This window comes from Enterobacter sp. PL_is514, from assembly GCF_055816715.1.
The window spans coordinates 604,235-630,657 of the sequence record NZ_JBVPGN010000034.1 but is presented as its reverse complement, the minus strand read 5'-3'; the positions used below and the strand labels follow the sequence as shown (position 1 = coordinate 630,657).

Genomic DNA, 26,423 nt, shown 5'->3' with positions numbered 1-26,423 from the left:
CCAAAATCCAGAGGTTTAGTATCAGCAACCTAAACCGGTTTAGCAATTTAGCACGTTTAATGACTTCTTTTAGGGATGCGACAAAATGTATAAAAAACGCAGACTTGCCGTGATGATAGGCATGCTGGCCGGAAGTACCTCTGTTTTTGCCCAAACGGATATGACAAGTATCGAAGCGCGTCTTGCCGCAATGGAGCAACGCCTCCAGGCGGCGGAAACGCGTGCGCAGGTGGCTGAGAAGCGCGCCACCGATGCAGAACAAAAAACGCAGCAGCTGGTTGCCGCCCAGCAGCAGGCGCAAACGACGACCCAGGAGGTGGCGCAGCGCACCACCGCGCTGGAGAAGAAGGCGGATCAGACCGGCGGGTTTGAGTTCCACGGCTATGCTCGTTCTGGCCTGCTGATGAACGATGCGGCTTCCAGCAGCAAAAGCGGTCCTTATCTGACCCCGGCCGGTGAAACCGGCGGTGCGGTAGGGCGTCTGGGTAACGAAGCCGATACCTACGTGGAGCTAAATCTGGAGCACAAGCAAACCCTGGACAACGGGGCGACCACACGCTTTAAAGCGATGCTGGCCGACGGTCAGAGAACCTATAACGACTGGTCAGCTGATACCAGCGATCTCAATATTCGCCAGGCTTTCGCGGAGCTGGGCAACCTGCCTGATTTTACCGGCGCGCTGAAGGGCAGCACCTTCTGGGCGGGTAAACGCTTTGACCGCGACAACTTTGACATTCACTGGCTGGATTCCGACGTGGTGTTCCTCGCCGGTACCGGCGGCGGCGTCTATGACGTGAAGTGGAACGATTCGCTGCGCAGCAACTTCTCGATTTATGGCCGCAACTTCGGCAGCGTGGAGCAGACCGACAACAACGTTCAGAACTATATCCTCAGCATGAACCACTTCGCCGGCCCGTTCCAGCTGATGGTGAGCGGCCTGCGGGCGAAAGATAATGACGACCGTAAAGATACCAATGGCGATCTCATCAAAACGGATGCCGCCAATACCGGCGTTCATGCCCTGGTGGGTTTGCATAATGATAGCTTCTACGGCCTGCGCGAAGGGACCGCCAAAACGGCGCTGCTTTATGGTCACGGGCTGGGTGCGGAGGTGAAAAGCATCGGCTCCGACGGCGCGCTGCTGTCTGAGGCGGATACCTGGCGCTTCGCAAGTTACGGTGTCACGCCGATCGGCGGTGGCTGGAGCGTTGCGCCAGCCGTACTGGCACAGAGCAGTAAAGATCGCTACGTCAAGGGCGATAGCTATGAGTGGGTAACGCTCAACACTCGCCTGATTAAAGAGGTGACGCAGAACTTCGCGCTGGCGTTTGAGGGAAGCTATCAGTACATGGATTTAAATCCGGAAGGTTATAAGGACCGCAACGCCGTGAACGGCAGTTTCTACAAGCTGACCTTTGCGCCAACGTTAAAAGCGAGCAAAATCGGCGATTTCTTCAGCCGTCCGGAGCTGCGCCTGTTTGCCACCTGGATGGACTGGAGCAGCAAACTGGATCATTACGCCAGCGATGATGCCTTTGGCAGCAGCGGCTTCAACGCCGGCGGGGAATGGAACTTTGGGGTCCAGATGGAAACCTGGTTTTAACCCATCACGCTCCCGCCTGGCGGGAGCGTTTCGCACATCATAAAAAGAAGTCAGGCAGAGGTATCTATGGATTTTAATCAAATCGCCCGCGAGCTTATTCCACTGCTCGGTGGCAAGGAAAATATCGCCAGCGCGGCGCACTGCGCAACGCGTCTTCGTCTGGTGCTGGTTGATGACGCGCTGGCGGATCAGCAGGCTATCGGCAAGGTCGACGGCGTGAAAGGCTGCTTCCGTAACGCCGGGCAGATGCAGGTGATTTTTGGCACGGGCGTGGTTAACAAGGTGTACGCCGCGTTTATTCAGGCGGCGGGGATCAGCGAATCCAGCAAATCGGAAGCCGCGGACCTGGCGGCGCGCAAGCTCAACCCGTTCCAGCGCATTGCCCGTCTGCTCTCCAACATCTTTGTGCCGATTATCCCCGCCATTGTGGCGTCCGGTCTGCTGATGGGCCTGCTCGGCATGGTGAAAACCTACGGCTGGGTCAATGCGGATAACGCCATCTACATCATGCTGGACATGTGCAGCTCGGCGGCGTTTATCATTCTGCCTATTCTGATTGGCTTTACCGCCGCGCGCGAATTTGGGGGTAACCCGTACCTCGGCGCGACGCTGGGCGGGATTCTGACCCACCCGGCGCTGACCAACGCCTGGGGCGTGGCCTCCGGCTTCCACACCATGAACTTCTTCGGCCTTGAGATCGCGATGATTGGCTATCAGGGTACGGTATTCCCGGTGCTGCTGGCCGTCTGGTTTATGAGCATCGTGGAGAAAAACCTGCGCCGCGCGATCCCGGATGCGTTAGACCTGATCCTGACGCCGTTCCTCACCGTCGTTATCTCCGGATTTATCGCCTTGCTGATTATCGGTCCGGCGGGGCGCGCCTTAGGGGATGGTATCTCCTTCGTTCTGAGCACGCTGATCGCCCACGCTGGCTGGCTGGCCGGGCTGCTGTTCGGCGGACTTTACTCGGTGATTGTGATCACCGGTATTCACCACAGCTTCCACGCGATTGAAGCCGGGCTGCTGGGTAACCCGTCGATTGGCGTTAACTTCCTGCTGCCTATCTGGGCCATGGCGAACGTGGCGCAGGGTGGCGCCTGTCTGGCTGTGTGGTTCAAAACCAAAGATGCCAAAATCAAAGCCATTACCTTACCGTCGGCGTTTTCTGCGATGCTGGGCATCACCGAAGCGGCCATTTTTGGTATCAACCTGCGCTTCGTTAAGCCGTTTATCGCCGCATTGATTGGCGGCGCGGTGGGCGGGGCCTGGGTGGTCTCGGTTCATGTCTACATGACCGCCGTTGGGTTGACCGCCATTCCGGGCATGGCCATCGTGCAGGCCAGCTCGCTGCTCAACTATATTATCGGCATGGTGATTGCCTTCGGCGTGGCGTTTACCGTCTCACTGCTGCTGAAATATAAAACGGACTCTGAATAATGACGTTGCCTTCCCGCTGGCCTGCGATCCTGCAGGCCGTTATGAAAGGTCAGCCACGGGCGCTGGCGGATAGCCACTATCCGCAGTGGCACCCCGCGCCGGTGACGGGGCTGATGAACGACCCGAACGGGTTTATCTGGTTTGCCGGCCGCTACCATCTGTTCTATCAGTGGAACCCGCTGGACTGCGAGCATCGCTTTAAGTGCTGGGGGCACTGGAGCTCTGCGGACCTGGTGCACTGGCGGCATGAGCCGCTGGCGCTGATGCCTGACGAAGCGTATGACCGCAACGGCTGCTACTCCGGTAGCGCCGTGGATAACCAGGGTGTTCTGACCCTGTGCTACACCGGAAACGTTAAGTTCGATGACGGCAGCCGCACGGCCTGGCAGTGCCTGGCAGTGGAACAGCCGGACGGAACCTTTACGAAGCTGGGGCCGGTGCTGGCGCTGTCGGAAGGCTACACCGGCCACGTGCGCGACCCGAAGGTGTGGCAGCACGACGGGGAGTGGTACATGGTGCTCGGCGCGCAGGATGTGCAGAAGCGCGGCAAGGTGCTGCTGTTTAAATCTGCCGATCTGCACGCCTGGACGTCCTGCGGGGAGATCGCTGGTCACGGGGTTAACGGCCTGACGGACGCGGGTTATATGTGGGAGTGTCCGGACCTGTTCGCTCTCGACGGGACGCACGTCCTGATCTGCTGCCCGCAAGGGCTGGCGCGCGAGCCGCATCGCTACCTCAATACCTATCCGGCCACCTGGATGAGCGGGGAGTTTGATTACGCCAGCGCCGCATTCGATCACGGCGAGCTGCACGAGCTGGACGCGGGGTTTGAGTTTTACGCGCCGCAAACTGCGCTGGCGGAAGATGGACGCCGCATTCTGATCGGCTGGATGGGCGTACCGGACGGGGAAGAGATGCTTCAGCCAACCCGGGCGCACGGCTGGATGCACCAGATGACCTGCCCGCGCGAATTACGCTATCGCGACGGCAGGCTCTGGCAGACCCCGGCGCGCGAGCTGACGGCGCTGCGTGAAGATGAGCAGCGCTGGCAGGGGCACGCCAGCGACGCGCCGGACCTGGACGCGACGCGCCTGGAGTTTGAGCTGGGCGCATCGCATGTGAATGTCGATTTTGGCGGTGCGCTGCGTCTCACGCTCGATGAGCAGGGTATACGCCTGGAACGCGCGAGCCTGAAAACCGGTGAAACGCTGACCCGCTACTGGCAGGGCGACGTCCGTCATTTGCGCGTTCTGTGCGACCGTTCCAGCGTTGAAATTTTCATCAATCACGGTGAAGGGGTGATGAGCAGCCGCTATTTTCCTGACCATCCGGCCCGGATGCGATTCGAAGGTGCGTCCGATATCACATTACGCTACTGGTCGCTGCGCGCCTGCATGATAGAATGAGGGTTTTGGCAGCCGGATCTAAGTCGTTGTGAGAAAAACAAAACGCGTCACCATTAAAGACATCGCGGAGCTGGCGGGTGTGTCAAAAGCCACCGCCAGCCTGGTCCTGAACGGGCGCAGCAAAGAGCTACGCGTGGCGGAAGAGACGCGCGAGCGCGTGCTGGCGATTGCAAAAGAGCACCACTATCAGCCCAGCATTCACGCCCGGTCGCTGCGGGATAACCGCAGCCACACCATTGGTCTGGTGGTCCCGGAGATCACCAACTACGGTTTTGCCGTTTTTTCTCATGAGCTGGAAACGCTGTGCCGCGAGGCGGGCGTTCAGCTGCTGATCTCCTGCAGCGATGAAAACCCGGGGCAGGAGACGGTGGTGGTGAACAACATGGTGGCGCGCCAGGTGGACGGGCTGATTGTGGCCTCCAGCATGCTCAACGACGCGGACTACCATAAGCTGAGCGAGCAGCTGCCGGTGGTTCTGTTTGACCGCCACATCAACGACAGCGCGCTGCCGCTGGTGATCACCGATTCCATTACCCCGACGACCGAACTGGTGGCCGACATTGCGCGCCAGCATCCTGATGAGTTCTACTTTCTCGGCGGCCAGCCCCGCCTGTCGCCCACACGCGACCGTCTGGAAGGGTTTAAGCAAGGGCTGCGTGATGCCGGTGTGGCGCTGCGCCCCGAGTGGATCATTCACGGCAACTATCACCCGAGCTCCGGGTACGAGATGTTTGCTGAACTCTGCGCACGCCTGGGGCGTCCGCCGAAAGCGCTCTTCGCCGCCGCCTGCGGGCTGCTGGAAGGGGTGCTGCGCTATATGGGCCAGCATAACCTGCTGCAGAGCGATATCAGGTTAGCCAGTTTTGACGATCACTATCTCTACGATTCGCTGACGATCCCGGTGGATACCATCCGCCAGGATAATCGCCAGCTGGCGTGGCACTGCTTTGATTTGATTAGCAAATTGATCGAGGGGGAGACCCCGGAACCGTTGCAACGCAAGCTGTCTGCCACCCTGCAGCGGCGCTATAAGTGAGCAATATAGCCCGGACCGATACATCAATAACTTTAATTAATTTAAGTTTTGGAAGCGCCGATAACCATAAGGAATAATTCTCCTTGAGGTATTGGTTTATGTCGTTGAAAAAGTCGTCCCTGATTGTCCTGTTCTCGCTGCTTTTCTTCTTTGTTGTCAGCACCGTCACCAGCGTTGGCCTCATCATTAAAAGTAATAATTCGCTGGATAACGTCAACAAAGAGATCCAGGTTGTGCTGTCCATTATTGACCCGATCAACCATAGCCGTACGCTGCGCGTGCGGGTGATGGAGTATGTGAAGATGGTGGAAGCGGGCAACGCGGCGGACGGCGCTGCAAAGCTTACCGCCGTGAAAGAGGCGCTGACCAAAGCGGACCACGCCTTTGCGGCCTTTATGGCGTCGCCGCGCCTGAGCGATGAAGCGCCGCTGGTCACTGCCTATCAGGACGCCTGGCAAAACTACCGCAACCAGGGGCTGGCGCCGCTGATCGATGCCGCCGAGGCGCACGATGTCGCCAAATTTAACGCGCTGATCCCGGAAGTCTCCCGCCTCGACCGCCAGTACGAGATCGTTCTCGACCAGGTCCTTTCCGTCCACCAGAAATACGCCAAAAGCCTGAACGAAGATGCGAGCAGTAACTTCGTCTCTGGCCTGGCGATCATTGCCGCTATCGCCAGCCTGTTTGTGGTGGTGATTGTCGCCGTCAGCCTGCTGATGAAGCGCTTTGTCTTTGCGCCGGTCAACCTGGCGCGCGAGCACTGCAGCCAGATTGCGGCAGGCAAGCTGGACATTCCGGTGCCGGTGAAGGGGAGTACAGGCAACGAAATCGACCACCTGATGGGCTCGATGGAGCAGATGCGTCAGGCGCTGCTGGCGACCATCGCCCAGGTGCGCGATGCGAGCCATACCGTAACGCACGCAGCCCAGGAGATTGCCTCCGGTAATATCGACCTGGCGTCACGCACCGAGCAGCAGGCTTCGGCGTTAACCCAGACGGCGGCCAGCATGGAAGAGCTGAGCGCGACGGTGGCGAACAATACCGATAACGTGTATCAGGCCGGTAAGCTGGTGCAGGACGCTGTGAAAAATGCCCACACCGGTGAAGCGGTGACCCGTGAAGTGATCGACACAATGAATACCATCGCGGCGAACTCGAAGCGCATTGAAGACATTACCAGCGTGATTAACAGCATCGCCTTCCAGACCAACATCCTGGCGCTGAACGCGGCGGTTGAAGCGGCGCGCGCCGGTACGCAGGGCCGCGGCTTTGCGGTCGTGGCCAGTGAAGTCCGCACCCTGGCGCAGAAAAGCGCGGTGGCGGCCAAGGACATCGAAAGCCTGATTGCCCAGTCGGTCTCCAGCGTGAAAAACGGTGCGGAGCTGGTGAGCCGCTCGGGCGAGGTGATTGACTCGATCATTTCATCGGTGAATAAAGTGAATACGCTGATGGAGCAGATCTCCGTCGCCTCCGAAGAGCAAAGCCGCGGGATCAGCCAGGTTGGGCAGGCGGTGACCGAGATGGACGGCGTGACGCAGCAGAATGCCGCGCTGGTGCAGCAGTCCGCCGCGGCAGCGGCCTCGCTGGAAGAGCAGGCGCAGCAGCTATCGCGGAGTATTTCGAGTTTTAGTTTGCCGGTGCAGGCTTGATGGTATGAAGGAGGCTCCTGGGGGAGCCTTTTCTGTATCTGGTGTAACCCTTTCTGTATAATTCAGGACGTCTCTACAGGCAGCACGAATCTACTAGTAATTATCGCCAGGGAAAATTATGTTAATTATTTTTAGTGGGCTACCCGGCAGTGGTAAAAGCACTGTTGCAAAAATCGTTACTCAAAGGCTGGGGGCTGTTTATCTGCGGGTTGATACCGTTGAGCAGGCCATTCGGTCGGTCTCTGAACCTGGTCAAAAAATTGGACCGGAGGGATATTTTGCCCTCTATGGTTTAGCGAGTGAGAACCTTAAGCTGGGCTCCACCGTTGTGACCGATTCCGTTAATGATATTAACCTTGTGCGAGATGCTTTCCGCAATATTGCTCTGTCGTTGAATGTCCCTTTCCTGGAAGTTGAAATTGTCTGCTCAGACGAAAAAGAACATCGTTATCGCGTAGAGAACAGAGTCTCTGATATCCCAGGACTCACGCCTCCTGACTGGGGACAGGTAAAAAACCGTGAGTACGAACCCTGGGGGAGAGAACATCTCATATTGGACACCGCCGTTTTATCAGCGGCAGAGTGTGCAGATAAAATCCTGGAAATAAGGCATAAGATTGCGCTTAACTGGTCTTAAACGATGGACAAGCGCCTGCAATGGCTTAACTACTTTGAGGATTCGCCTGAATTCAGCATAATTGGCTTCAGGAAATAAAAAGCTTCGTTTTTTACCGGCAACGTAAACCGCAGCGCAATCAGAAATCGGAACCGCGCATTGGAAGAATTAATTCACAACATGAACTTAGGGGCAACATCGAAAATGGGAAAGCGCAAGAGTGCTCTGATTTATGTCCTGACCGTAATTATATTTTTGCTTATTATCCCTGAGATCATTCTGCGTGTATGCACGTCCGAGCAACTCGGCCGTATCAGCGACTTCACTAGTTTAGGTGGCTTGTTAAATCCACTATTATCCTTGCTCATCTTCCTGGCATTGTTTTCAATCATACTGGCCGTCATTGCTATCGCATTGGTTAAGCGAATTCTTCATACGCAGTGATTTGCCTGCAAGCGACTCATAGCATCCGCCAGCCGTTACCGCTATGAGACCAAATTCGGCAGCACTAAAAATTTATATTCATCCCAGCAATATTTCCCTTCCTCATCCGTCTACCTCATCACAAGCCATAATCAGTTACTGTAAATGAGGTAAACACCATGAGAGATTTTGATATGCACGGCAGAGGTCACGGGCGCGGATTTGGTCGCCACCGTATGGGCAAGGGCTTAGTCATCGGCGCGGTGATTTTCATCGTGCTCGGCCTGCTGGTGATGACCCTGTGGAACGCCTTGCTCCCGGCCATCCTCGGCGTTAAGGCCATCGGATTCTGGCAGGCGCTGGGCATTCTGGTGCTGAGCCGCATTCTGTTTGGCGGGTTAGGTTTCCGCCCGGGGATGTTCGGCGCGCACCGCCGGATGCACGAGCGCTGGATGAACATGACGCCAGAACAGCGTGAGGCGTTTATTCAGCAGCGCCGCGAAGGGTTTGGTCGTCACGGCCGCGGGCACTGCGGCTGGCGCGGGCATCGTGACGATAAGCGCGATGACGCCACGCCAAAAGCGCCGGAAGCAGAGTGAGCGAGATGAAAGCCGGGGAGGCGGGCGGATCCATGCTGATGTCGGCGCTCAATGCCTGCCGCGCCCGGCTGAAAGCCTTCATTCGCGGACGGACGTCCGTTCGCGATGATGCCGACGACATTTTGCAGGAAGTGACGTATCAGCTGATGAAAGTGGAGCAGCCGGTCGAAAACGTCGCCGCCTGGCTGTTCCGCGCGGCGCGTAACGAGATGACCGACCGGGCGCGTAAAAAGCGCGAGGTCTCACTCTCCGGCTATTTTACGGGCGAAGACGACGAGGGTTTTCCGGAAGACGAGCTGGCCGAAACCCTGTTTGGCGTACCGCACACGCCGGAGGAGGAGTACCTCAAAACGCTGCTGTGGGAAGAGCTGGGGCAGGCGCTGTCTGAACTTCCTCCGCCGCAGCGGGAGGCGTTTGAAAAGACCGAGCTCCACGGCTACAGCATTAAGGTGCTGGCAGAGGAGACCGGCGCCAGCGAACAGGCGCTGTTATCCCGCAAGCACAAGGCGGTGCTTTTTCTGCGCACGCGGCTGCGGGACGTCTATGACGCGCTGACGGGCGAATAGCGGCGACAGACAAAACCTTACACTTCCGGCACTTGTAGATTCATCACTATCGTTTATGATCGGGGCGTCTTGTCACTCTGGAATGTTATGCGCAACCGTCAGCTCCTCGGAAAATGGCTTTTGATTATCACCTGTCTCGCGATGGCGCTTTGCCTCGTGCAGCGTGCGGTGATGCTCAACCATTTTTTACAGGGACTGGATCCGCAGATTTCACTGAGTGCAGATGCCCCGGCTCAAACCAGCAGCACTGAACAACCCGGCCCGTCGCCGTGTCAGCTCGGCGCGCACTCGCTGCTTTGCGCCCAGCCGCTGTTCTTCGACGGTGCATTACCGGCCATTATTATCTTCTTCGCGCTGCTGCAGCTGTTGACGCAAGGGCGGGCATTGGCTCCCGTGGAACAGCCCGTTCAGGCACCTCCTCCCCGAATACACCTTAAAAACTGCGTTTTCCGTGAATGAAAAATATCGTCACCACACGATAATTTTTCACTGTTCACGGAGTACAACATGGTTAACCTCTTCAGGGGATTCGTCTTCCTGTGGCTGTCCTGCATCGGCATTGTCCATGCGGCAGACACCGGCTGGCTGGTTTCCCCACAAAACGATCACGCCCGCATCCGCTTTCAGGCGGAGAGGGAACAAACGCACGTTAAAGGCCTGCTCACCGTTGAGCTAAAGCCCGGCTGGAAAACCTACTGGCGATCGCCGGGCGAGGGCGGCGTCGCGCCAAAAATCAGCTGGCCGGAAGGCGTAACGGACAGCTGGTCCTGGCCGGTGCCGTCGCGCTTCGATATCTCCGGCATGACCACGCAGGGCTATCACGATAAGGTGACGATCCCGATTACGCTCGATGGAGCGAAGGGCGACACGCTCGACGGGACGCTGACGCTCTCTACCTGCAGCAACGTCTGCCTGCTGACGGACTACCCGCTGCATCTCGATTTTACCCAGCCGGTGGATGAGGGCTTCCGTAGCGCCTTCGGGCAAACGATGCGCGCCGTGCCGGGCACGTCTGGCGTATCCAAGGATCTCTCTGCCTGGCTCTCTGGCGACAAGCTGGTGATTACCGGCACGACGGACGGCAAATGGGACAATCCGGGGATCTACTTTGACCCGCTGGAGGGTGACATTCTGCCCGGCGAGCCGGTCATTAAACACGACGGCAATACCCTTCGGGTGACGGTACCCGTGACCGACGAATGGGGTGATAAACCTGCCTCGCTGGCAGGCAAAAGGCTGTCGTATGTGCTGACCAACGGCGAACGGGCGCAGCAAACCACCATGACCGTTGGGACCGCGCCCGAAGAGACCTCCGTACCGGACAGCACGGGAAAAATGGTGCTCTTTGCGCTGCTGGGCGGGCTGATCCTGAACCTGATGCCCTGCGTGCTGCCGGTGATGGGCATGAAGCTTAACAGCATCCTGCTGGCGGGATCGAACAGCCGTGCCATCAGGCTGCGCTTTCTGGCCACCAGCGCCGGGATCCTCACCTCCTTTATGCTGCTGGCCGGGATGGTCACCGCGCTGAAGCTGGCCGGAGCGTCGCTGGGGTGGGGTATTCAGTTCCAGAACCCGTGGTTTATCGGCCTGATGGTCGCCGTGACCTTCCTGTTTGCGCTGAACCTGTTTGGGACGTTTGAAATGCTGCTGCCTTCTTCTGCCGCAGGACGGCTGGCGACGGCAGGGGGATCGGGGATCGGCGGCAGCTTCTGCGAAGGGATGTTCGCCACGCTGCTGGCGACGCCGTGCTCCGCACCGTTCCTCGGTACCGCGGTCGCCTTTGCCCTTGGCGCGCCGCTGCACGCCCTGTGGCTGATCTTCCTGATGCTCGGCGTGGGCATGAGTCTGCCGTGGCTGTTCGTTGCCCTGGTGCCGAAAACGGCCATGCTGCTGCCGAAACCCGGCCGCTGGATGAACACGCTCAAGGTCATCCTCGGCATGATGATGCTGGCCTCCAGCCTCTGGCTGGCGACGCTGTTGAGCGTGCATCTGGGCGAGGCGGTCAGCCAGATCGTGATGCTGGCGCTGACTGCCGCTGCGCTGGTGCTGTTCGCGCTGAAGGGGCAAAAATCTTCGCCGCTGTTCTGGCTGGTGGTCATCGCGCTGTCGGCGTTCGGCGGGTATCAGCTGCGCGGTCTACTTAACGCGCCGCCTGACGCACCGGCACAAAACGTTGCGCAAACCATCCCGTGGCAGCCGCTCAGTGAAGAGGCCATTGAGCAGGCGCTGGCGCAGGGGAAACGGGTGTTTGTAGATATCTCGGCGGACTGGTGCGTGACGTGTAAGGTGAACGAGCACCGCGTACTCAATCAGCCGGACGTTATTGCCGCGCTGCGCCAGCCGGACGTGGTAGCCCTGCGCGGAGACTGGAGCCAGCCGTCCGCGTTTATCGCGGATTTTCTGGCGAAGCGAAACCGTTACGCCATTCCGTTTAACGCGGTGTATGGTCCCGGCCTGCCTGAAGGGGAAGTCCTCTCGCCGCTGCTGGACAAGCGCACCCTGGTCACCACCCTGAACAATGCAAAAGGCTAACGGTATGATGAATAAACTCTTTATTACGCTTCTGCTCCTGCTTGCCCCGCTTCAGGCGTTTGCTGCCCAGCCGCTGACGCCGGACCAGGAGCAGCGCGCGCAGAAGATGATCGCTGACTTCCTGTTTAACGATCCGAACTCCCCGCGCATCGGCGCGAAAAACCCAAAGCTCACCCTGGTGGTGTTTACCGACTACAACTGCCCGTACTGTAAAAAATTCGATCCGTACCTGGAGAAGATTGTCGAAAAACACCCGGACGTGGCGGTGGTCTTTAAGTTTTTACCTTTCCGCTCGGAAAGTTCGCTGACCGCCGCGCGAGACGCGTTAACCGTCTGGCGTGCGCATCCTGAGCAGTTTATGAAGCTGAACCACACTCTGATGGCGAAAAAGGGGTACCACGATGACGCCAGCATTCAGGAGGCGCAAAAGCGGGCGGGCGTGAGCGTGACGACGCCGGACGAGGAGAGTTTTCTGACGATCAGGCGCAGCCTCATTGTGGCGGAAAAAATGGGGATCCAGGGCACGCCTGCCACGCTTATCGGCGAGGGGCTGCTGCCCGGCTGGGTGCCGTACGAACAGTTCGACGAAATGGTCAGTGACGCACTGAAAAACCGCTAACCTGAAGGGGGCGGAATGCCCCCGACAAACCGGAGAGGGAAATGAAAAAATTACTGTTACTTTCGGCGCTGGCGACGTCAGGGCTGGTACAGGCGGCTGAAGCCATACCGGATGTGGTGAAGCACTTCAGCGAGCAGCAGAACATCAAAATCATCAAGAAGCTGGATGCGCCTGGCGGCGCACCGGCCTGGCTGGGGCAGTATCAGGATATGGGCGTGACGCTCTTTCTTACGCCGGACGGCAAGCACGTGATCTCGGGATATCTTTATGATGACAAAGGGAAGAACCTCAGCGAAGGCTATTTCCAGAAAGAGATCTACGCCCCAATGGGACGCGAAATGTGGAAGAACCTCAACGCGGCGCATCCCCTGAAGGAAGGGGCGGATAATGCCCCGCGTAAGGTCTTTGTCTTTGCCGATCCGTTCTGTCCGTACTGCAAGCAGTTCTGGGCCGAAGCGCAGCCGTGGGTGAAGGCGGGCAAGGTTCAGCTCAACACGCTGCTGGTGGCGTTTCTCAACCCCAACAGCGGGCGTAACGCCTCAGTGATTCTGAATGCGAAAGATCCGGTTGCGGCCTGGCGCGAATATGAGCTCTCCGGCGGCAAAAAACTGCCCAAGCCTGAAGGCGAGGCTTCCCGCGAAACAGTTGAGATCTTACAGAAACATCAGGCGCTGATGGACAGCCTGGGCGCTAACGCCACGCCGGCTATTTATTATCTGAATGCGGAAAACGAGCTGCAGCAGGTGGTGGGGATGCCGGATGCGCAGCAGCTCGAGGCGATGTTCGGGCCGAAGCCGTAAAAAAACAGGCAGAAACGGGCGTTTCTGCCTGATCGTTACTTAGCTACCCCAGCGTCCACGGAGGTAGTTTACCGCCTGCTGGGTCTGCGGCTGGTTCAGGTAATCTTCCCGGAACAGGATGGTGCCGTTGACGTTGGGCAGAGAATCGTTGAGATCGAGCTGCTTTTTCAGCTCCGGCACGCCGCCCTGAACCGTCCAGTCCGGCTCATTTCTCGACGGCTCGCCCACCTTGTAGAACGCAATGCCGATATACAGGCGAGTGTGGGTCGGCTTCACGACGTCGGCCCACCATTTGGTCAGCACGTCGTAGCGTGCGGCATCCCGGGAGAAGGGCCAGTAAATCTGCGGAGCGATGTAGTCCAGCAGGCCCTGCTGCACCCACTGACGCGTATCGGCGAAGGATTCATCGTAGGCCGCAGCGCCGCGTGTGTCGGAGCCAGCCGGGTCAAAGGAGCGGTTACGCCACACACCCGCCGGGCTGACGCCAAACTCAACGTCGGGCCTGGTTTGTTTAATCGCGCGGGAAACCTGGACGATCAGCTGCTGCGTGTTGTGTCTTCGCCAGTCGGCTTTTGAGGCAAATCCCTGGCCGTACTGCCGCCAGGTCTGCGAATCATTCAGCGCGGAGCCCGGCGATTCGGCATAGAAGTAATCATCAAACTGCACGCCGTCTACCGGGTAGTTCGCTACCACTTCGGTCACCACTTTGGTTATCCAGTCCCGCACCTCGGGAATGCCCGGGTCGAGCACAAAGCGGTCGCCTGAGATGCGCACCCACTCCGGATGCTGAACATAGACGCTGGACGGGGTCTGATAGGCGGTCCGGTTTAGCGCGGCGATGGTGGACGGCTTCGTGTTGGTCGACACGCGATAGGGGTTGAACCAGGCATGGACCTTCATGCCGCGCTTGTGCGCTTCATCGAGCATAAACTGCAGCGGGTCGTATCCCGGATATTCCCCGATGTTGCCCGTCAGCATATCCGACCAAGGGAGAATCTTTGATGACCAGAGGGCCGTGCTGTCCGGCTTCACCTGGAAAAAGACCGTGTTAATGCCGAGATGCTTAAGGTTGTCGAGCTTTGCGATCAGCGCCTGCTTTTGCATCGCGATGCGCTGGTCCGCGCTGCGGCCATTCACCGACGCGACCGGGGGCCAGTCGAGACGCGAGACGGTCGCCAGCCAGATGCCGCGCATCGGCTCGTTTGCCTGCGGCGTCGGTTTACTGACGGTGGGGAGAGGGGTAACCAGCGATTTCGGTGGTTTTGAGGAGCAGCTCACAAGTAAAAGCGCGCAGGCAGCCAGCGCACCGATCCGTTTTACGTGTCGCGTCATTTGCGTATTAGCTCTTGATAATCCGACTGTTGGCCCAGGGATTAAAGGCGGGCGCCGCCTGCTCTGTATTTCCCTCATCGTTGAGAGAGTCCAGATACAGGGCTTCCACTTCCGCGCGCGCCCACGGGGTGCGGCGCAGAAATTTCAGGCTCGATTTAACGCTGGGGTCTTTTCTGAAACAGTTAATTTTGATGCGGTCGCCCAACTCGCTCCAGCCATATTTCGCCACCAGAGCGTTGATCATCATCTCCAGCGTTACGCCATGCAAAGGATCTTTGGAAATATGTGCAGTCATAGGCGTCCGGATGTCTCGATTTTTAGGGGGTTGGGGTAAACGCTGAAAGGGTACAAGAAAGCAGGGGAAGCGGCAATTTTCCTTTTCCCCTCGCTCACTTTATGACGGACTCCGTGCGCTGATTTTCGCCGACAATTTTTCCCGCACTGTTTTTTATCGTAAACCGAATCGACACGTCATCCTGGCCAGCGGGCGTGGTCGTCAGCGTTTTAATCATCGTTCCCGAGTCTGCTGCGATCGTCATCGTCGTCGTGCCTTTTGCCAGCATCTTATCGCGCTGGGTGATGTGCCAGGTCAGACGGCATTCGCGGCACGGTTTCCAGGTGTCGTTGATGGCCCACAGACGCACGGTCGCCGCCGCCCCGGATTGCCACTGCGCGGTGACCGGTTCAATGGACGGCAGAACAGGCTGGTACGCACGTTGTAGCGCGTAAAACCCGGCCTTAGGTTTACGCAGGTAGTCCACCACGCCCCAGTTAATGGAGGGCCAGGTTTCCACAAACATGAAGTGGAACAGGGCCGTCACCGGCTGGTAGCGTTGTCGGCGATAACTCTCGGCCGCAGTGGCCACCAGCCGCGCCTGATACGCCTGAGTATTGCGGATCATTTCCTGAATGTTGTTTCCACGCGGGATACCGGCAAACTTAAAGGTCTGGAAAGGCTGAAAATTATGGTATTTCCAGACGGTCCAGCCGGGATCGTCAGCGGCGGTCGTTTTTGGCCAGAGCGACGCCGCCGGGATGATGGTTTTTAGCGTCGATAAGCGGGGAAGCGCCTGCGCGCCAAACTCGGTGATGATCCCCGTTTTGGCCGGCGTCAGCAGGTCGCTCACGGTGCCGAAGTACCAGCCCGCCCAGTAATGCTCCTCAACGGCGGAAAAGCGATGCACGATGCGGGAAGTATCTTCGGCGAGCGTGTCCGCCACCCGCTGCGTGAGCTCGCGATTCAGATCTTTATTCCAGTCCGGGAAGCGTTTTTCCATCCACGGCGAATTCCAGGGCGGTTCGTTATGCCCGCCCCAGACGATGATGGCGGGGGAATTGCCAAACTGTTCGACCATCTCCCGCGTCTGGCGAACCGCGTTTTTCGTAAAGGCGTCACGGCTGTCGTAGCCCCACTGCAGCGGGACGTCCTGCCAGATCATCATCCCCATCTCATCGGCAACGTCATACAGCGCGCGCCCGCCAACGTGTCCGTGCACGCGTATGGCGTTAGCGTTCATGGTCTCCACCAAACGAAGATCGCGACGGTATTTTTCTCGCGTCATGGTGCTGAGCCAGGGGGAACCGATGTAATTACTGCCCTTAATAAAAAGGCGTCTGTCGTTAATGAGCCAGCCTTTATTGTCGGGCTGCTCAACGATTTTGCGCAGCCCGGTGCGGGTCACCGCAGTATCCATCAGGCCGTTTTCATCGCGCAATGCCACGTGAATGGTATACAGGTGCGGTTTCCCCGTACCGACCGGCCACCACAGTTTTGCCTTCGGCATGGGTAGCGTCACCTGCACGGAATGGGCGCCGCTTTCGAGGGTAACCGGAAAGACAGCCTGATAGCGCTTGCCGCTGAAATTGGCGGGCGTGGCGGTGAGCCGCACGGTCGCCGGGCCCTGACCGAGCGCGCGATAGCGTATCTCCGCCTTTAGCGCCGGGCGAGTCAGCCCCTGCGTCCAGTCGGGCCGCAGGATGGTCTCATCAAGGGTAGCGCCCCGGCTAAGATGCAGCCTGACCGGTGCCCAGATGCCGCCTGAGTTAGCGTCCTGTCCTTGCGGCGACCAGGCCCCACCGGGACGCGTGTCATGCTGGTTAAGGATCCCCTTCATGAGCGTTTTATGCAGCGGCCAGACATTAGTGGGATCTTCGTAAGGGCTGTCGACCCTGACCACGAGCTGGTTGTGACGTTGTAACGCGGAACGGGCATCCAGCGAAAAGCGCTGAAAATAGCCCTCATGCTTGCCCAGCGGCTGGTCGTTTAGCGTCACCTCTGCTAGATAATCGACGCCGTCAAACACCAGGGTACTCATCACGTCGGGGGGCTGCACGGGCAGGGAAAACGCGTGCTTGTACCACAGCGCGCCCTGGTGATCGTACCCGGCGCTGTACCAGTTGGCAGGAACCTGAAGCGGGCGCCAGCCTGATGCAGCAGGATGCGCACTGTCATTGGCGTCCTGAACCTGCCATTCTCCAGCCAGAGACCAGCTGACCGGCGCAGAGTTCGCCACCGTGTGGGGGGCCAACAGGGCAAAAAGCAGCGCGCAGTTGCGAGTCATCATGCGTTTACCCCGCGCGCGGTGAGCCATGCCGTCAGGCGCCGTGATTCCTGGCGAAGGTTTTCATTCAGGGCCGCAAGCTGTTGCCCATCCAGCGCATGCGCGTCGCTTTCCAGCACCTGTAGCTGCTGTGCGAGCGTGCTGAAGTCCAGGGTGACGGCTTCTCCCCGCAGCTTGTGGGCCGCGCGGCGCAGCGCGTCGCGGTCGTCGCTGTCGATAGCCCGGGTGATGGCCTTCATGGCCTCCTCCAGCCCTTCGCCAAACAGGGCCAGCAGCTCCTGTACCAGGTCAGGGTCGTCAGCACACTGCTTCAGCAGGCGAGCTTCATCCGGAAGACCGGAGGAATCTTCGTGGCGCTGAAGCACGCGAGCAATCTCTTCAGCGAGACGCTCCTGGCTGATGGGTTTGGCAATGTAGCCGTCGAAACCCATGTTAAGACAGCGCTCTTTGTCCCCCTGCATGGCGTGTGCGGTCATGGCGACGGTGGGCTGAGCCGGGCCAGGCCGGGACCGTTCTTCTTCACGCAGCAGGCGAATGGCGGTCTCACCGTCCATCTCTGGCATCTGAAGGTCGATCAGCAGAACGTCCCACGCGCCCGCGCGCCAGCGTTCCAGCAGCGAGACGCCATTATCGACGATCTGACAGGTGTGCCCGAGCCGCTCAAGCAGGCGCGCGGCGACCTTCTGGTTAACCAGATTATCTTCTGCCAGCAGGATCCGCAGTCCCGTAGCCCCTGGCGAGGCGACAGGCGCGGGCGTGCTTTCACCCACGGGCGCCGGCGAACGTTCAAACGCGGCGGCAATCGCCTGATGTAATTCATCCTGGGCGATAGGCTTATGCAGATAGTTCTTGATCCCGATCCGCTTCAGCATATTGATATCAAAATGTCGGCTCATGGAGCTCAGCATGATGATATGGCTCTCAGCAACCTGCGGCAGAACTGAAAGCTCAAGGGCCAGAGACACGCCGTCCATATCCGGCATCTGTGCGTCTAGCAGGATCAGCGGCCATACTGTTCCAGCTTTAACCCGGTTGATGGCCTCGCTGGCGTTGTTGACGCAGGTGGGTTTCAGCCCCATCTGGCTGAGCATCGCTGCCAGCAGCCGCAGGTTGGTCTCGTTATCATCAACTACCAGCACGGGGTCACCGTTAAAGCGATGGCTATGTGGGCGCTCGCCAGGCGCCAGGGTCTGTGCCGCCAGCGGCAGCGAGAACGAAAATTCGCTGCCTTTTCCCGGCTCGCTGGAGACCGTTAATTCGCCCCCCATCGCCGCAACCAGTCGCGCAGAGATGGTTAGACCGAGCCCCGTACCGCCATAGCGGCGTGTGGTTGAGTTATCCGCCTGGCTGAAGGCTTCAAAAATAGCCTTCTGCTTATCTGCCGGTATGCCAATGCCGCTGTCGCGCACGCGAAAACGCCATCTGTCCGCGCTATCGTCGGGCTCAACAATCAGGATCACTTCTCCCTGATGGGTAAACTTCAGCGCGTTACCCAGCAGATTGGTCAGGATCTGGCGCAGACGCGCGCCGTCGACCAGCAGCACGTCGGGGACGCCGGGCGCAATATCAACCAGCAGCTCAATGCCTTTTTCGCTCGCCCCCGGCATGTGCGGGCGAATAAGCGACTGAATAAAGGTGCGCACAGGCACGGGGTCCGCCTCCAGCTCCACTTTGCCGGCTTCAATTCGGGAAAAATCGAGAATGTCGTTGATGATATGCAGCAGAGACTGGGCAGAACTCATCACCAGCGTCAGGTAATCGCGCTGATCGGCACTGAGAGACGTATCCAGGCACAGCTGGGTCATGCCAATAATGCCGTTCATCGGGGTACGAATTTCATGGCTCATATTCGCCAGGAACGCGCTTTTTGCCTCATTGGCTTTTTGTGCCTCAAGGGCCGAGGCGAACGCCTGAATTTCAGCCTCTTTGCGCCGCGTAATATCCTGCAGCGTGCCAATAACGCGCTCGGCGTTTCCCTCAATGGAGAGCGTGACCACCTGGCCTGACAGCAGCATCCAGCGCAGTCCTTCGGTAGGATGATGTACGCGAATTTCACATTCAAAGACCGGACGGTGATCCTGCTTCGAAGCGTGCAGCGCCTTGCGCAGCGCTGCGCGATCGTTCTCGTGGACCTGATTCAGCAAAAACCGCACCGGATATCGCCACTGTGTGCGCGACTGGCCCAGCATGGCAAGCAGGGTGTCGTTCACCTGGAGCGTGTCGCCGGAAACCTGCCAGTCCCAGATCCCGATATGAATGGATTCCGCCGTCAGCAGAAAGTCGTCATGCAGCTGGTGGCGCGCGCGCTGCGCTTCATCCAGCTCCGTAATATCGCTGTGCAGGCTGACAATACCGCCGTCCGAAAGCCGCTGATGCTGAACGAAGATCCGCCGCTGGCCCGCCTGCCGCACTTCGCAGTGTTTATCCTGCCGACAGTTGCGTACCACTGACTCCCGCAGCGTCTGGCGAAGACCGGGGTCGACGTTGTAAACGGCATCGATAAAGCGTTCCGCCAGCGCCTCAAGAGTCGTCCCCACTGTCAGCCACGGGGTAATGACCGGATAAAACAGGGCAACGTTGTGATTCCATGCCTGCAGGCGTTCCTCGCAGTCATAAATCATGACGGCGGCCGGCAGTGCGTTAAGATCGTACGTGAATGTGCTCATCGTGATCCTCCCTACGCGCGGTAGTGCAGTTCTGCCTGTCGGCGAAGGTATTCCAACCCGGGCGCGATCGCCATGGCCCAGGCCGTCAGGATCTCATCGTCGCACTGCGGATCGCGCAGGCTCACCGCGTTCAACATCGCTTCGCGCCACAGGGCAAAAAATCGCGGGGGGAGGTGGAGACCGTCGTCGCTTTGCTCCCGCGCCAGGCGTTCGAGAAAATCAGGCACGATTAATGCGCCGTCTACCGCAAGCATGGCGAAGAAGCTTTTAAACAGGGTCTGCTGACCTTCCCGATCCGGCAGACGAGAAAAATGCGCTTCAGTTTCGGGTGACATGTGGACGAAGGTGTCATAGAACGTCTGAAAAAACGCGGTTTTTTCATTATTCGGAAAGACGCGGTTCAGGCTGGATTCAAACAGATCGCGATAAAACTTCACGGCGTCCTCCTTAGGGTGCTTTCGCCCGGTAGACAGTGCCCGATGGGCGTGTATTCCTCTGCCAGACGGCGTGAAAAATAGCTCTCTTTCTTCGATCGACGCACGTCAAACAGCGGCCCGGCGTTGTGTTTAAAGAAAAGGGCTTCCAGAACCGTGGCATTGGTTGAGAGGGTTAAGGCAGCGTTGGTATCCCCCGTGGCTTCCTGACGGCCCTCGTACCAGCCTTTCTGCGGATCGTTAAGGTGTTTTGTAACCGTCATCAGCACGTCGGTGTACGGGGTGTCCCACAGGGCCCACAGGGCAAAGACTGCTTTGGTCGATACCTGCGCGAAACGGGTGTAGTCCCGGCCATCGTCGCCGACAGAGTTCCAGGCATAGCCATTTCCCCAGACGGTATCCTGAATATGCCAGGGCGCCTGAGAGAGCGAGAAATCTGCCCTGGCCGTCAGGATCTTATCGGTCTCCCAACGGGTCTTCTGGCTTAGCCAGACGTTTTCGGCCTGCTTGCGCAGACGCTTTTGCAGATCGGCCGCAACGCTTTCGGGCTCCCAGCCAAACTCCAGGCCCGGCAGCATATAGGGAAGGGTGGTAATCAGGGAGGGCTGCCACGTGGTGCGCGGATCCCGGGCATCCACGGCCAGCCGCCGTTGAGAGATGATGACGTGGTTCTTCGGCGGCGTAAACGCTTTATCCGGGGAAAAACCCCATAGATGAAACGCCGTCGCGGCGTATTCGCTCTCGCCCAGACGTAGCTCTGCCCGGACCACCGGCTGGCCATTTTGCAGCGAAGATGACCACAGTTCGCCTTCACCGTCGATGACCGGGCAGAAATTCCAGCGCAGGATAATTTTATCGAGGTATTCACTGTACTGTGGCTCCCGCTCAGCGGTGAGGCGCAGGGCGAGCATCAGGCGAGCCATATCGCGTGCGGACCAGCCATTTTTGACGGGGTTGCCGCTAAAATCGATCGGCGCCGCCGTCTGGCTGGAATAGAGCCGGCCCGGCGTCCGGATCTCGGTCAGCGTCAGGCGGTTAAGGGTGCCCATTAGACGGGTTAAACGAGCGTCATACTCGGCGTCATCAATTAGCCCCAGCTCTTTTGCCGCCAGCAGGGCGATAAGCGTATCGCCCATTTGCCAGAGCGTGGCGCGGGGCTGTTTGTCGCTCCCGTTGACCAGGCCCGTTTGCGGCTGGGTATTGTTGACGAAATAGCGCCAGGCGGTTGCCGCCCATTTCTGCTCTTCCGGCGTCAGGGCGGCAATACGCGCGCTGGAGTGCCAGCCGCCATTAATTAGCCAGCGCCAGCCGGCTCCCTGATGGCCAAGCAGAGCAAAGATGATCGCGCCTGCGAGGAGTAATCCCGCGAGCCCTCTGGCTATGGTTTTAAGCATTGCGCAGTCACCGGAGGCAGTTTAACGGGCTCGTCCGCGCTGCATGATGCGCACTGACAGGCCTGGCAGGCGGGTCTGGTGCGCTGCGTGATGCCGGTCCGGTCGCACCAGCTTTTTACGGCCGGCGTGCTGCTCAGGAACGGACGGCTGCGAAGCGCGTTGTTCTCTTCAAACTGATCGAGCAGCTTTTGATCCCACAGCGATGGGGCAAAATCCTTGCTCTTCGGGTTGTCGGTGTTGAAGGCCAGCAGTTTTCCCTCTTTTTTGAACAGCAGGGCCTCCAGCATGATGCCGTTATTGTTCGCGGTGAACTCCTTGATCGGCCCGTCACCGTTTTCATATAGCCCTTCGTAGTAGCCTTTTCCCTCTTCGTTGGCATTCTCAATGGTGTTCAGCAGGCGGTCGGTATAGGGGGAGTTCCACAGCACCCACATGCCCAGCGCCGCCTTCAACGATATCGCGGCAGCGTTAGGGACGAACTGGCCCTTATCGGTAATGGTGTTCCAGTTGTACCCGTCGCTGAAGACGGTGTCATAGACGAAGTAAGGGGCTTTATCGAGCTGGTGCTCAGATCGCGCGGTGAGGACGCCGGTAATGGTATAGCGGTTCTCCTGAGCCTGATAAACGCGGTCAGCAAAGTTTTTCATCCACGTCAGGGAGTAGTCGCGCGGGGCGTTATCCCGGTCGGTCGGTTTATCAAAGCCGAACTCCAGCCCGTAGAGCAGGTAGGATTCCGTCACCACGTAGTTATGCTGCGACGTGTTGCGCGGGTCGCGTGTATCGTACGGGACCAGCACGCAGTAGATTTCGGCAAGCTCGTAAGGCTGCGGACGGCTGGCTTTACAGGTATTAAACCCCCACAGTTGGAAACCGGCCGCGCCGTACTCTTCATAGCCCAGCCGACCTTCCTGAACATATTTCGGCTGGCCGTTCTCCAGATAGGCGCCGTACAGCGTGCCGCAGGGGTCGATCGCGTGGCTGAAATCCCAGCCGAGCACCACGTTATCAATGCTGTTGCCGTACTCCGGATAACGCTCTTTGATGATTTTCAGCCAGACCAGCATTCGCCCGATATCCAGCGCCGAGAAGCCAATTTCACCGGGCTTGTTGGTGTAGTCCACTTTCTGGCCGCTGATGGTGTTATAGGCCTTGTTGGGCAGCTCGTTGCGGAACAGTACCAGGGTGTTTAACGTGGCGAGGAATTTTAGCATCCGGCGGTCAAATTCCGCTTTATCAATGATCCCCAACTCGCGCGCCGCCGTCAGGGCGGCCAGATAGGAGGCGCTGTCCCACATGGTGGTGGAGGGGTATTTGTTGACCGCATTCACCAGGCCCGTCGTGGGCTGATAGTTGGAGACGAAATACTGCCAGGCGTTTTTCGCGATGGTCATCTCTCGGGCGGTCAGCTCGCCGCTACGCGGGGAGTAACCTGATGCAGGAAGCTCGGTGTCCGCACGCACGGTCGATAAGGCCAGCCAGCAGATCGTTATTCCCGTGAGCAGGTGGAAAAGGATCGGGGATCGTGGCTTCATGGCGTTGCTCCTGCTGAGGGGGAAGTGGAGAGGCAGGCCAGACAGAGCATCTGGCCATGCGCGATGTAAGACAGACTTTCCAGCACAATGGCATTGGTATCGGCGTCTACGACGGCATTGACGCTGTTGTTGAGATTTAACCCGCGCTGCCAGCCTTTACCCGGCACCTGAAGCGGCAGAACCTGCTGGCGCAGCGCTTCGCTCCAGCTGTTGCGGAACAGGGCGTACCAGGCAAACGCGGTGCGTGTGGAGGTAATCGCCACCTTCTCCGGCACTTCGTCGCGCAGGTTGCGCGCCTGAACCGGCTGCCTGTTAGGCAGATCGTTAACATAATCCGGCGCCGGTTCGGCATAATCCGTGCTGACCGGCGGTTTTGGGGTACGCAGGCTATGACGCCGCTGTTGGATCTGCATAATCCGCCACGCGATTTCAGCGCTCTGCGCGTCAAAGCCCAGCTCAAGGCCGGTTAACAGATAGGGGAGACTGATCAGGGAGGTTTGCTTGCCCCAGGGCGTGCGTAGCCCTTCATCCGGCACCATCACGCCGTCCAGATCGATCATCTTTTGCCCTTCAGGCGGGTTGGTCACCGCGAGGCCTGCCGCGCTGTCAATTAAGCGCAGCGTATGGCTGGCATAGAGCCTATAGCCAAAGCTGTCCCGCTGTTCGTCATCGGTCAGCGTCCAGTGATGGAGCGGCACCGAAGCCTGGCTTTGGGTGTTATTTTCAATCAGCGCCGCGGTGCGCCACACGCTCAACAAATCGCGGATGGCCGCCGCGTGCTGCGGATAGCGCCACAGCAGGGTCTGTAATGCCGTCAGCAGCCTGCTCAGACCGATTGCGGAGACGTCAGGTTTGCCCAGAATCTTGAGTGTGTCAGCATGGTAATACGCGGCAGGGAGGCCTCGCTCGTTGAGCGGCAGCTGCCCCAGCGTAAACAGGGCCGTGCTGACCCTTTCGTCAAACTCATCGGTGGAAATGATGTTGAGCTGCTGTGCGGCGGCAGTCGCAAACAGATAACTCCCCACGCTCCATAGACTCAGCCACGGTTCACCGTCGCTGGCGTTCGCCAGGCCGTTTGGCTGGGTATTATTCACGTAGTATTGCCAGGCGACCCGCGCCCAGATGGCTTCGTCATAGGTCAGCGCCCGTTTCGCAGGCAGCGGTGGGAAGTCTTTACTGAGCGCGATGCCGCCGCTGCTTTCCACACGCGTGGGCATCTGTTTCTCCACCCAGACCACAATGGCAAAGCCGAGCAGGAACCCGAGCAAAATGGTGAGGTAGCTGCGAGCGGGCAGCAGGGCATCACGTATCCTCATTGGGTGACCTCGTCCTCTTCAGCGGGCGTCCACATGGCCGCGAAAATTAGCGGCAGCATGGCGGCGATGTTCACCCCTCCCCAGAAAATATTGATGACGTAGCCGGAGGGGTCGTCCACCTGTCCACGCGCCACCTGGATACCGCCCCAGACGAGTCCTGTCAGGGTCAGCACCACGATGGCTATCTGCGGCTTCACCAGGTAGAGAAAGCGGCCCGTCTGCCGCTCTTTTGGCGTAACGTGAAATTTGATCTGCTCGCCCCGCAGCACCGTATTGAGCGCGCGCAGGTTCATGGAAAAGAAGGAGAGGTAGGAGGCCCTGCCGTCCCAGGCCGAAATCCCCCATGTCCCGAACATAAAGGCCAGTTCAGAGAAAATAAAAAACGGGAGAAAGTGGAGATAAAACGGCGTCGACCAGGCGGATACCGGCGGAATGCCTGTGAACAGATAAATTATGGGTGAAATCAAAAACACCGTGTTCCACACGCAGGCCATGTACGACCAGAAGGTGGTGGCATACATCAGCGTCTGGGGTAGGGAAAGCCTGAAGCGGCGACGGCTGAAGATGTTGTCATGGAACAAAATATCCAGCGAGCCGGCGGCGTACTTAAAGCGCTGGATCATCCAGGTCAGCATATCCTGCGGAGAGAGCATCTTCGACTCCACCCGCGGGTGCATGACCGAGCGCCAGCGTCGTGCGGCGTCACCGTGCAGCAGCACCGAGGTGTAAATATCTTCCGAGACGTGGAATTTGTAGGGCGTTAGCTCAGTGTCAAACGCTACGTGCGGGCGCATTGCCTCCTGCAGCGCTTCCCGCGTTTCGTCATCGCGAATATCGCGCGTATGGCGATGGATCTCCTCTTCGACGGACCAGACATAGCTGCGCAGCGCGGCCTGCATGACCGCTTCGCGACGGTGGATGGAGGCCGCGCCGCAGCAGAAAGCCGCGTTCGCCCAGTTTCGCCGCCGCAGGATCACGTCATAGAACATGCGTGGATCGTTAAAAAACGGGTCGCGGCCTATCGTGACCGGGCCAACACACTTTTGAATCAGCCAGCCCAGACCGTAGCCCACTTTTCCCGCTTTCCGCTGGCCCCAGCGTGACAAATTTTCACCTTCCGGAAGATCGAAGAACCACTGCGGTGTCTGCACCCAGGCTACGTCCGGATCGCGGAAATAGCCCAGCGTATGGCTGAGTAGGGTGGGAAATACCCGGGTGTCGGCGTCGCAGATGACAATAAAATCGCCGTCAGTTTGCTCAAGGCCATTACGCAGATTACCGGCCTTAAAGCCGATGTTGGTCTGTCGACTGATGTAATTGACGCCTTCCTCATCGCAAACGGCTTTCATCTCCGGGCGACGGCCGTCATCAAGCACGTGGATCCGGTAGTCAATCGGGAACGGGTACGCCATCTTCAGGGCGTCGCGAATGGATAGCCTGACCAGTTCGGTATCTTCCGAGTAGGTGGCAATGAACAGATCCACTTTTACAGGACGAGGTTCTACGGTCTCTTCTGGCGACAGGCATTCGTTAATTTCGCCAGGCGGCGGGCACTGGGGAGGATCCTGTTCTTTCCATAAATTGATGGTAAACAGCACTGTGCCGATCCACGCCAGCGTTTCGGCGAGAACCAGCGGTATGGCGTACCATAACGCGTCCGTATTCAGGGAGGAGGTCCAGCGCCAGTAAATATAATTGGCGCCCAGAATAAGCGCCGCGACCGCTAACACCTGCCAGGTCATCATTACCCAACGCGGTGTTGTTAACGGCTCCGGAGGACGACGATGTTCAAAACGGGAAAAATAAAAATCCATAGTTCCGGCGTTCCTGATTCCGTGAAAATGCAGACCCATTCTGCTGCGCAGACAGTTGCCCAAAAGAGAAAGAAAATAGCGATTAAAC

21 protein-coding genes are annotated in these 26,423 nt (G+C 58.6%); 12 read left to right on the top strand and 9 right to left on the bottom strand.

Going from position 1 to position 26,423, the window contains the following annotated elements:
* Window positions 1-85: 85 nt before the first annotated feature.
* The 12 genes from AC0TNG_RS18605 to dsbG all read left to right on the top strand — a co-directional run bounded on the left by AC0TNG_RS18605 (window position 86) and on the right by dsbG (window position 13,286).
* Window positions 86-1,603, top strand: coding sequence for a carbohydrate porin (locus tag AC0TNG_RS18605; protein ID WP_024909535.1), 1,518 nt, complete (start codon window positions 86-88; stop codon window positions 1,601-1,603).
* A 66-nt stretch (window positions 1,604-1,669) separates the two neighbouring features.
* Entirely contained in the window at window positions 1,670-3,040 is a 1,371-nt protein-coding gene (locus tag AC0TNG_RS18600; protein WP_024909534.1) for a sucrose-specific PTS transporter subunit IIBC, read from the top strand.
* Window positions 3,040-4,446, top strand: a complete 1,407-nt coding sequence (locus tag AC0TNG_RS18595; RefSeq protein WP_473712915.1) for a sucrose-6-phosphate hydrolase — start codon at window positions 3,040-3,042, stop codon at window positions 4,444-4,446. The genes AC0TNG_RS18600 and AC0TNG_RS18595 overlap by 1 nt, the downstream gene beginning before the upstream one ends.
* 28 nt (window positions 4,447-4,474) lie before the next feature.
* Window positions 4,475-5,482, top strand: a complete 1,008-nt coding sequence (locus AC0TNG_RS18590; RefSeq protein WP_024909532.1) for a LacI family DNA-binding transcriptional regulator — start codon at window positions 4,475-4,477, stop codon at window positions 5,480-5,482.
* A gap of 98 nt (window positions 5,483-5,580) precedes the next feature.
* A complete protein-coding gene (locus tag AC0TNG_RS18585; RefSeq protein ID WP_024909531.1) occupies window positions 5,581-7,131 on the top strand; it encodes a methyl-accepting chemotaxis protein in 1,551 nt (516 codons plus the stop codon).
* A gap of 118 nt (window positions 7,132-7,249) precedes the next feature.
* On the top strand, window positions 7,250-7,768 hold the full coding sequence (locus tag AC0TNG_RS18580; RefSeq protein ID WP_473712914.1) for a P-loop nucleotide/nucleoside kinase family protein: 519 nt from the start codon (window positions 7,250-7,252) through the stop codon (window positions 7,766-7,768).
* 581 nt (window positions 7,769-8,349) lie between these two features.
* Window positions 8,350-8,769 (top strand): hypothetical protein, encoded by a 420-nt coding sequence (locus tag AC0TNG_RS18575; protein WP_473712913.1) that lies wholly within the window; start codon window positions 8,350-8,352, stop codon window positions 8,767-8,769.
* Between the two features lie 5 nt (window positions 8,770-8,774).
* On the top strand, window positions 8,775-9,335 hold the full coding sequence (locus AC0TNG_RS18570; protein ID WP_473712945.1) for an RNA polymerase sigma factor: 561 nt from the start codon (window positions 8,775-8,777) through the stop codon (window positions 9,333-9,335).
* Between the two features lie 87 nt (window positions 9,336-9,422).
* The gene (locus tag AC0TNG_RS18565) at window positions 9,423-9,794 is read left to right on the top strand and encodes a hypothetical protein (protein ID WP_048992352.1); all 372 of its coding nucleotides are present in this window, start codon (window positions 9,423-9,425) and stop codon (window positions 9,792-9,794) included.
* 48 nt (window positions 9,795-9,842) lie between these two features.
* A complete protein-coding gene (locus AC0TNG_RS18560) occupies window positions 9,843-11,867 on the top strand; it encodes a protein-disulfide reductase DsbD family protein (protein WP_473712911.1) in 2,025 nt (674 codons plus the stop codon).
* A gap of 7 nt (window positions 11,868-11,874) precedes the next feature.
* Window positions 11,875-12,486, top strand: coding sequence for a DsbA family protein (locus AC0TNG_RS18555; RefSeq protein WP_473712944.1), 612 nt, complete (start codon window positions 11,875-11,877; stop codon window positions 12,484-12,486).
* 41 nt (window positions 12,487-12,527) lie between these two features.
* Complete coding sequence (gene dsbG / locus AC0TNG_RS18550; protein WP_473712910.1) at window positions 12,528-13,286, top strand: thiol:disulfide interchange protein DsbG; 759 nt, start codon at window positions 12,528-12,530, stop codon at window positions 13,284-13,286.
* Between the two features lie 39 nt (window positions 13,287-13,325).
* Here the strand turns inward: dsbG and AC0TNG_RS18545 are convergent, their stop codons facing one another.
* The 9 genes from AC0TNG_RS18545 to AC0TNG_RS18505 form a co-directional block, all read right to left on the bottom strand.
* Window positions 13,326-14,618, bottom strand: coding sequence for a glycoside hydrolase family 10-like protein (locus tag AC0TNG_RS18545; protein ID WP_473712908.1), 1,293 nt, complete (start codon window positions 14,616-14,618; stop codon window positions 13,326-13,328).
* Window positions 14,619-14,625: 7 nt separating this feature from the next.
* Window positions 14,626-14,913, bottom strand: coding sequence for a VF530 family protein (locus AC0TNG_RS18540; RefSeq protein WP_024909521.1), 288 nt, complete (start codon window positions 14,911-14,913; stop codon window positions 14,626-14,628).
* Window positions 14,914-15,007: 94 nt separating this feature from the next.
* On the bottom strand, window positions 15,008-17,179 hold the full coding sequence (locus AC0TNG_RS18535; protein ID WP_473712943.1) for a glycoside hydrolase family 2 protein: 2,172 nt from the start codon (window positions 17,177-17,179) through the stop codon (window positions 15,008-15,010).
* Window positions 17,179-19,845 carry a hybrid sensor histidine kinase/response regulator gene (locus AC0TNG_RS18530; RefSeq protein WP_463726729.1) on the bottom strand — a complete coding sequence of 889 codons (2,667 nt, stop codon included), beginning with the start codon at window positions 19,843-19,845 and terminating at the stop codon, window positions 17,179-17,181. The genes AC0TNG_RS18535 and AC0TNG_RS18530 overlap by 1 nt, the downstream gene beginning before the upstream one ends.
* 11 nt (window positions 19,846-19,856) lie before the next feature.
* Window positions 19,857-20,282: a globin family protein gene (locus tag AC0TNG_RS18525; protein WP_090416876.1), complete on the bottom strand. Its 426-nt coding sequence runs from the start codon at window positions 20,280-20,282 to the stop codon at window positions 19,857-19,859.
* Entirely contained in the window at window positions 20,279-21,673 is a 1,395-nt protein-coding gene (locus AC0TNG_RS18520; protein WP_463726728.1) for a DUF3131 domain-containing protein, read from the bottom strand. Before AC0TNG_RS18520 ends, AC0TNG_RS18525 begins: the two co-directional genes overlap by 4 nt.
* The gene (locus AC0TNG_RS18515; RefSeq protein WP_473712906.1) at window positions 21,658-23,205 is read right to left on the bottom strand and encodes a DUF3131 domain-containing protein; all 1,548 of its coding nucleotides are present in this window, start codon (window positions 23,203-23,205) and stop codon (window positions 21,658-21,660) included. The genes AC0TNG_RS18520 and AC0TNG_RS18515 overlap by 16 nt, the downstream gene beginning before the upstream one ends.
* Entirely contained in the window at window positions 23,202-24,521 is a 1,320-nt protein-coding gene (locus AC0TNG_RS18510) for a DUF3131 domain-containing protein (protein ID WP_090416882.1), read from the bottom strand. Before AC0TNG_RS18510 ends, AC0TNG_RS18515 begins: the two co-directional genes overlap by 4 nt.
* Window positions 24,518-26,335 carry a glycosyltransferase family 2 protein gene (locus AC0TNG_RS18505; RefSeq protein ID WP_090416884.1) on the bottom strand — a complete coding sequence of 606 codons (1,818 nt, stop codon included), beginning with the start codon at window positions 26,333-26,335 and terminating at the stop codon, window positions 24,518-24,520. Before AC0TNG_RS18505 ends, AC0TNG_RS18510 begins: the two co-directional genes overlap by 4 nt.
* Between the last annotated feature and the right edge of the window lie 88 nt (window positions 26,336-26,423).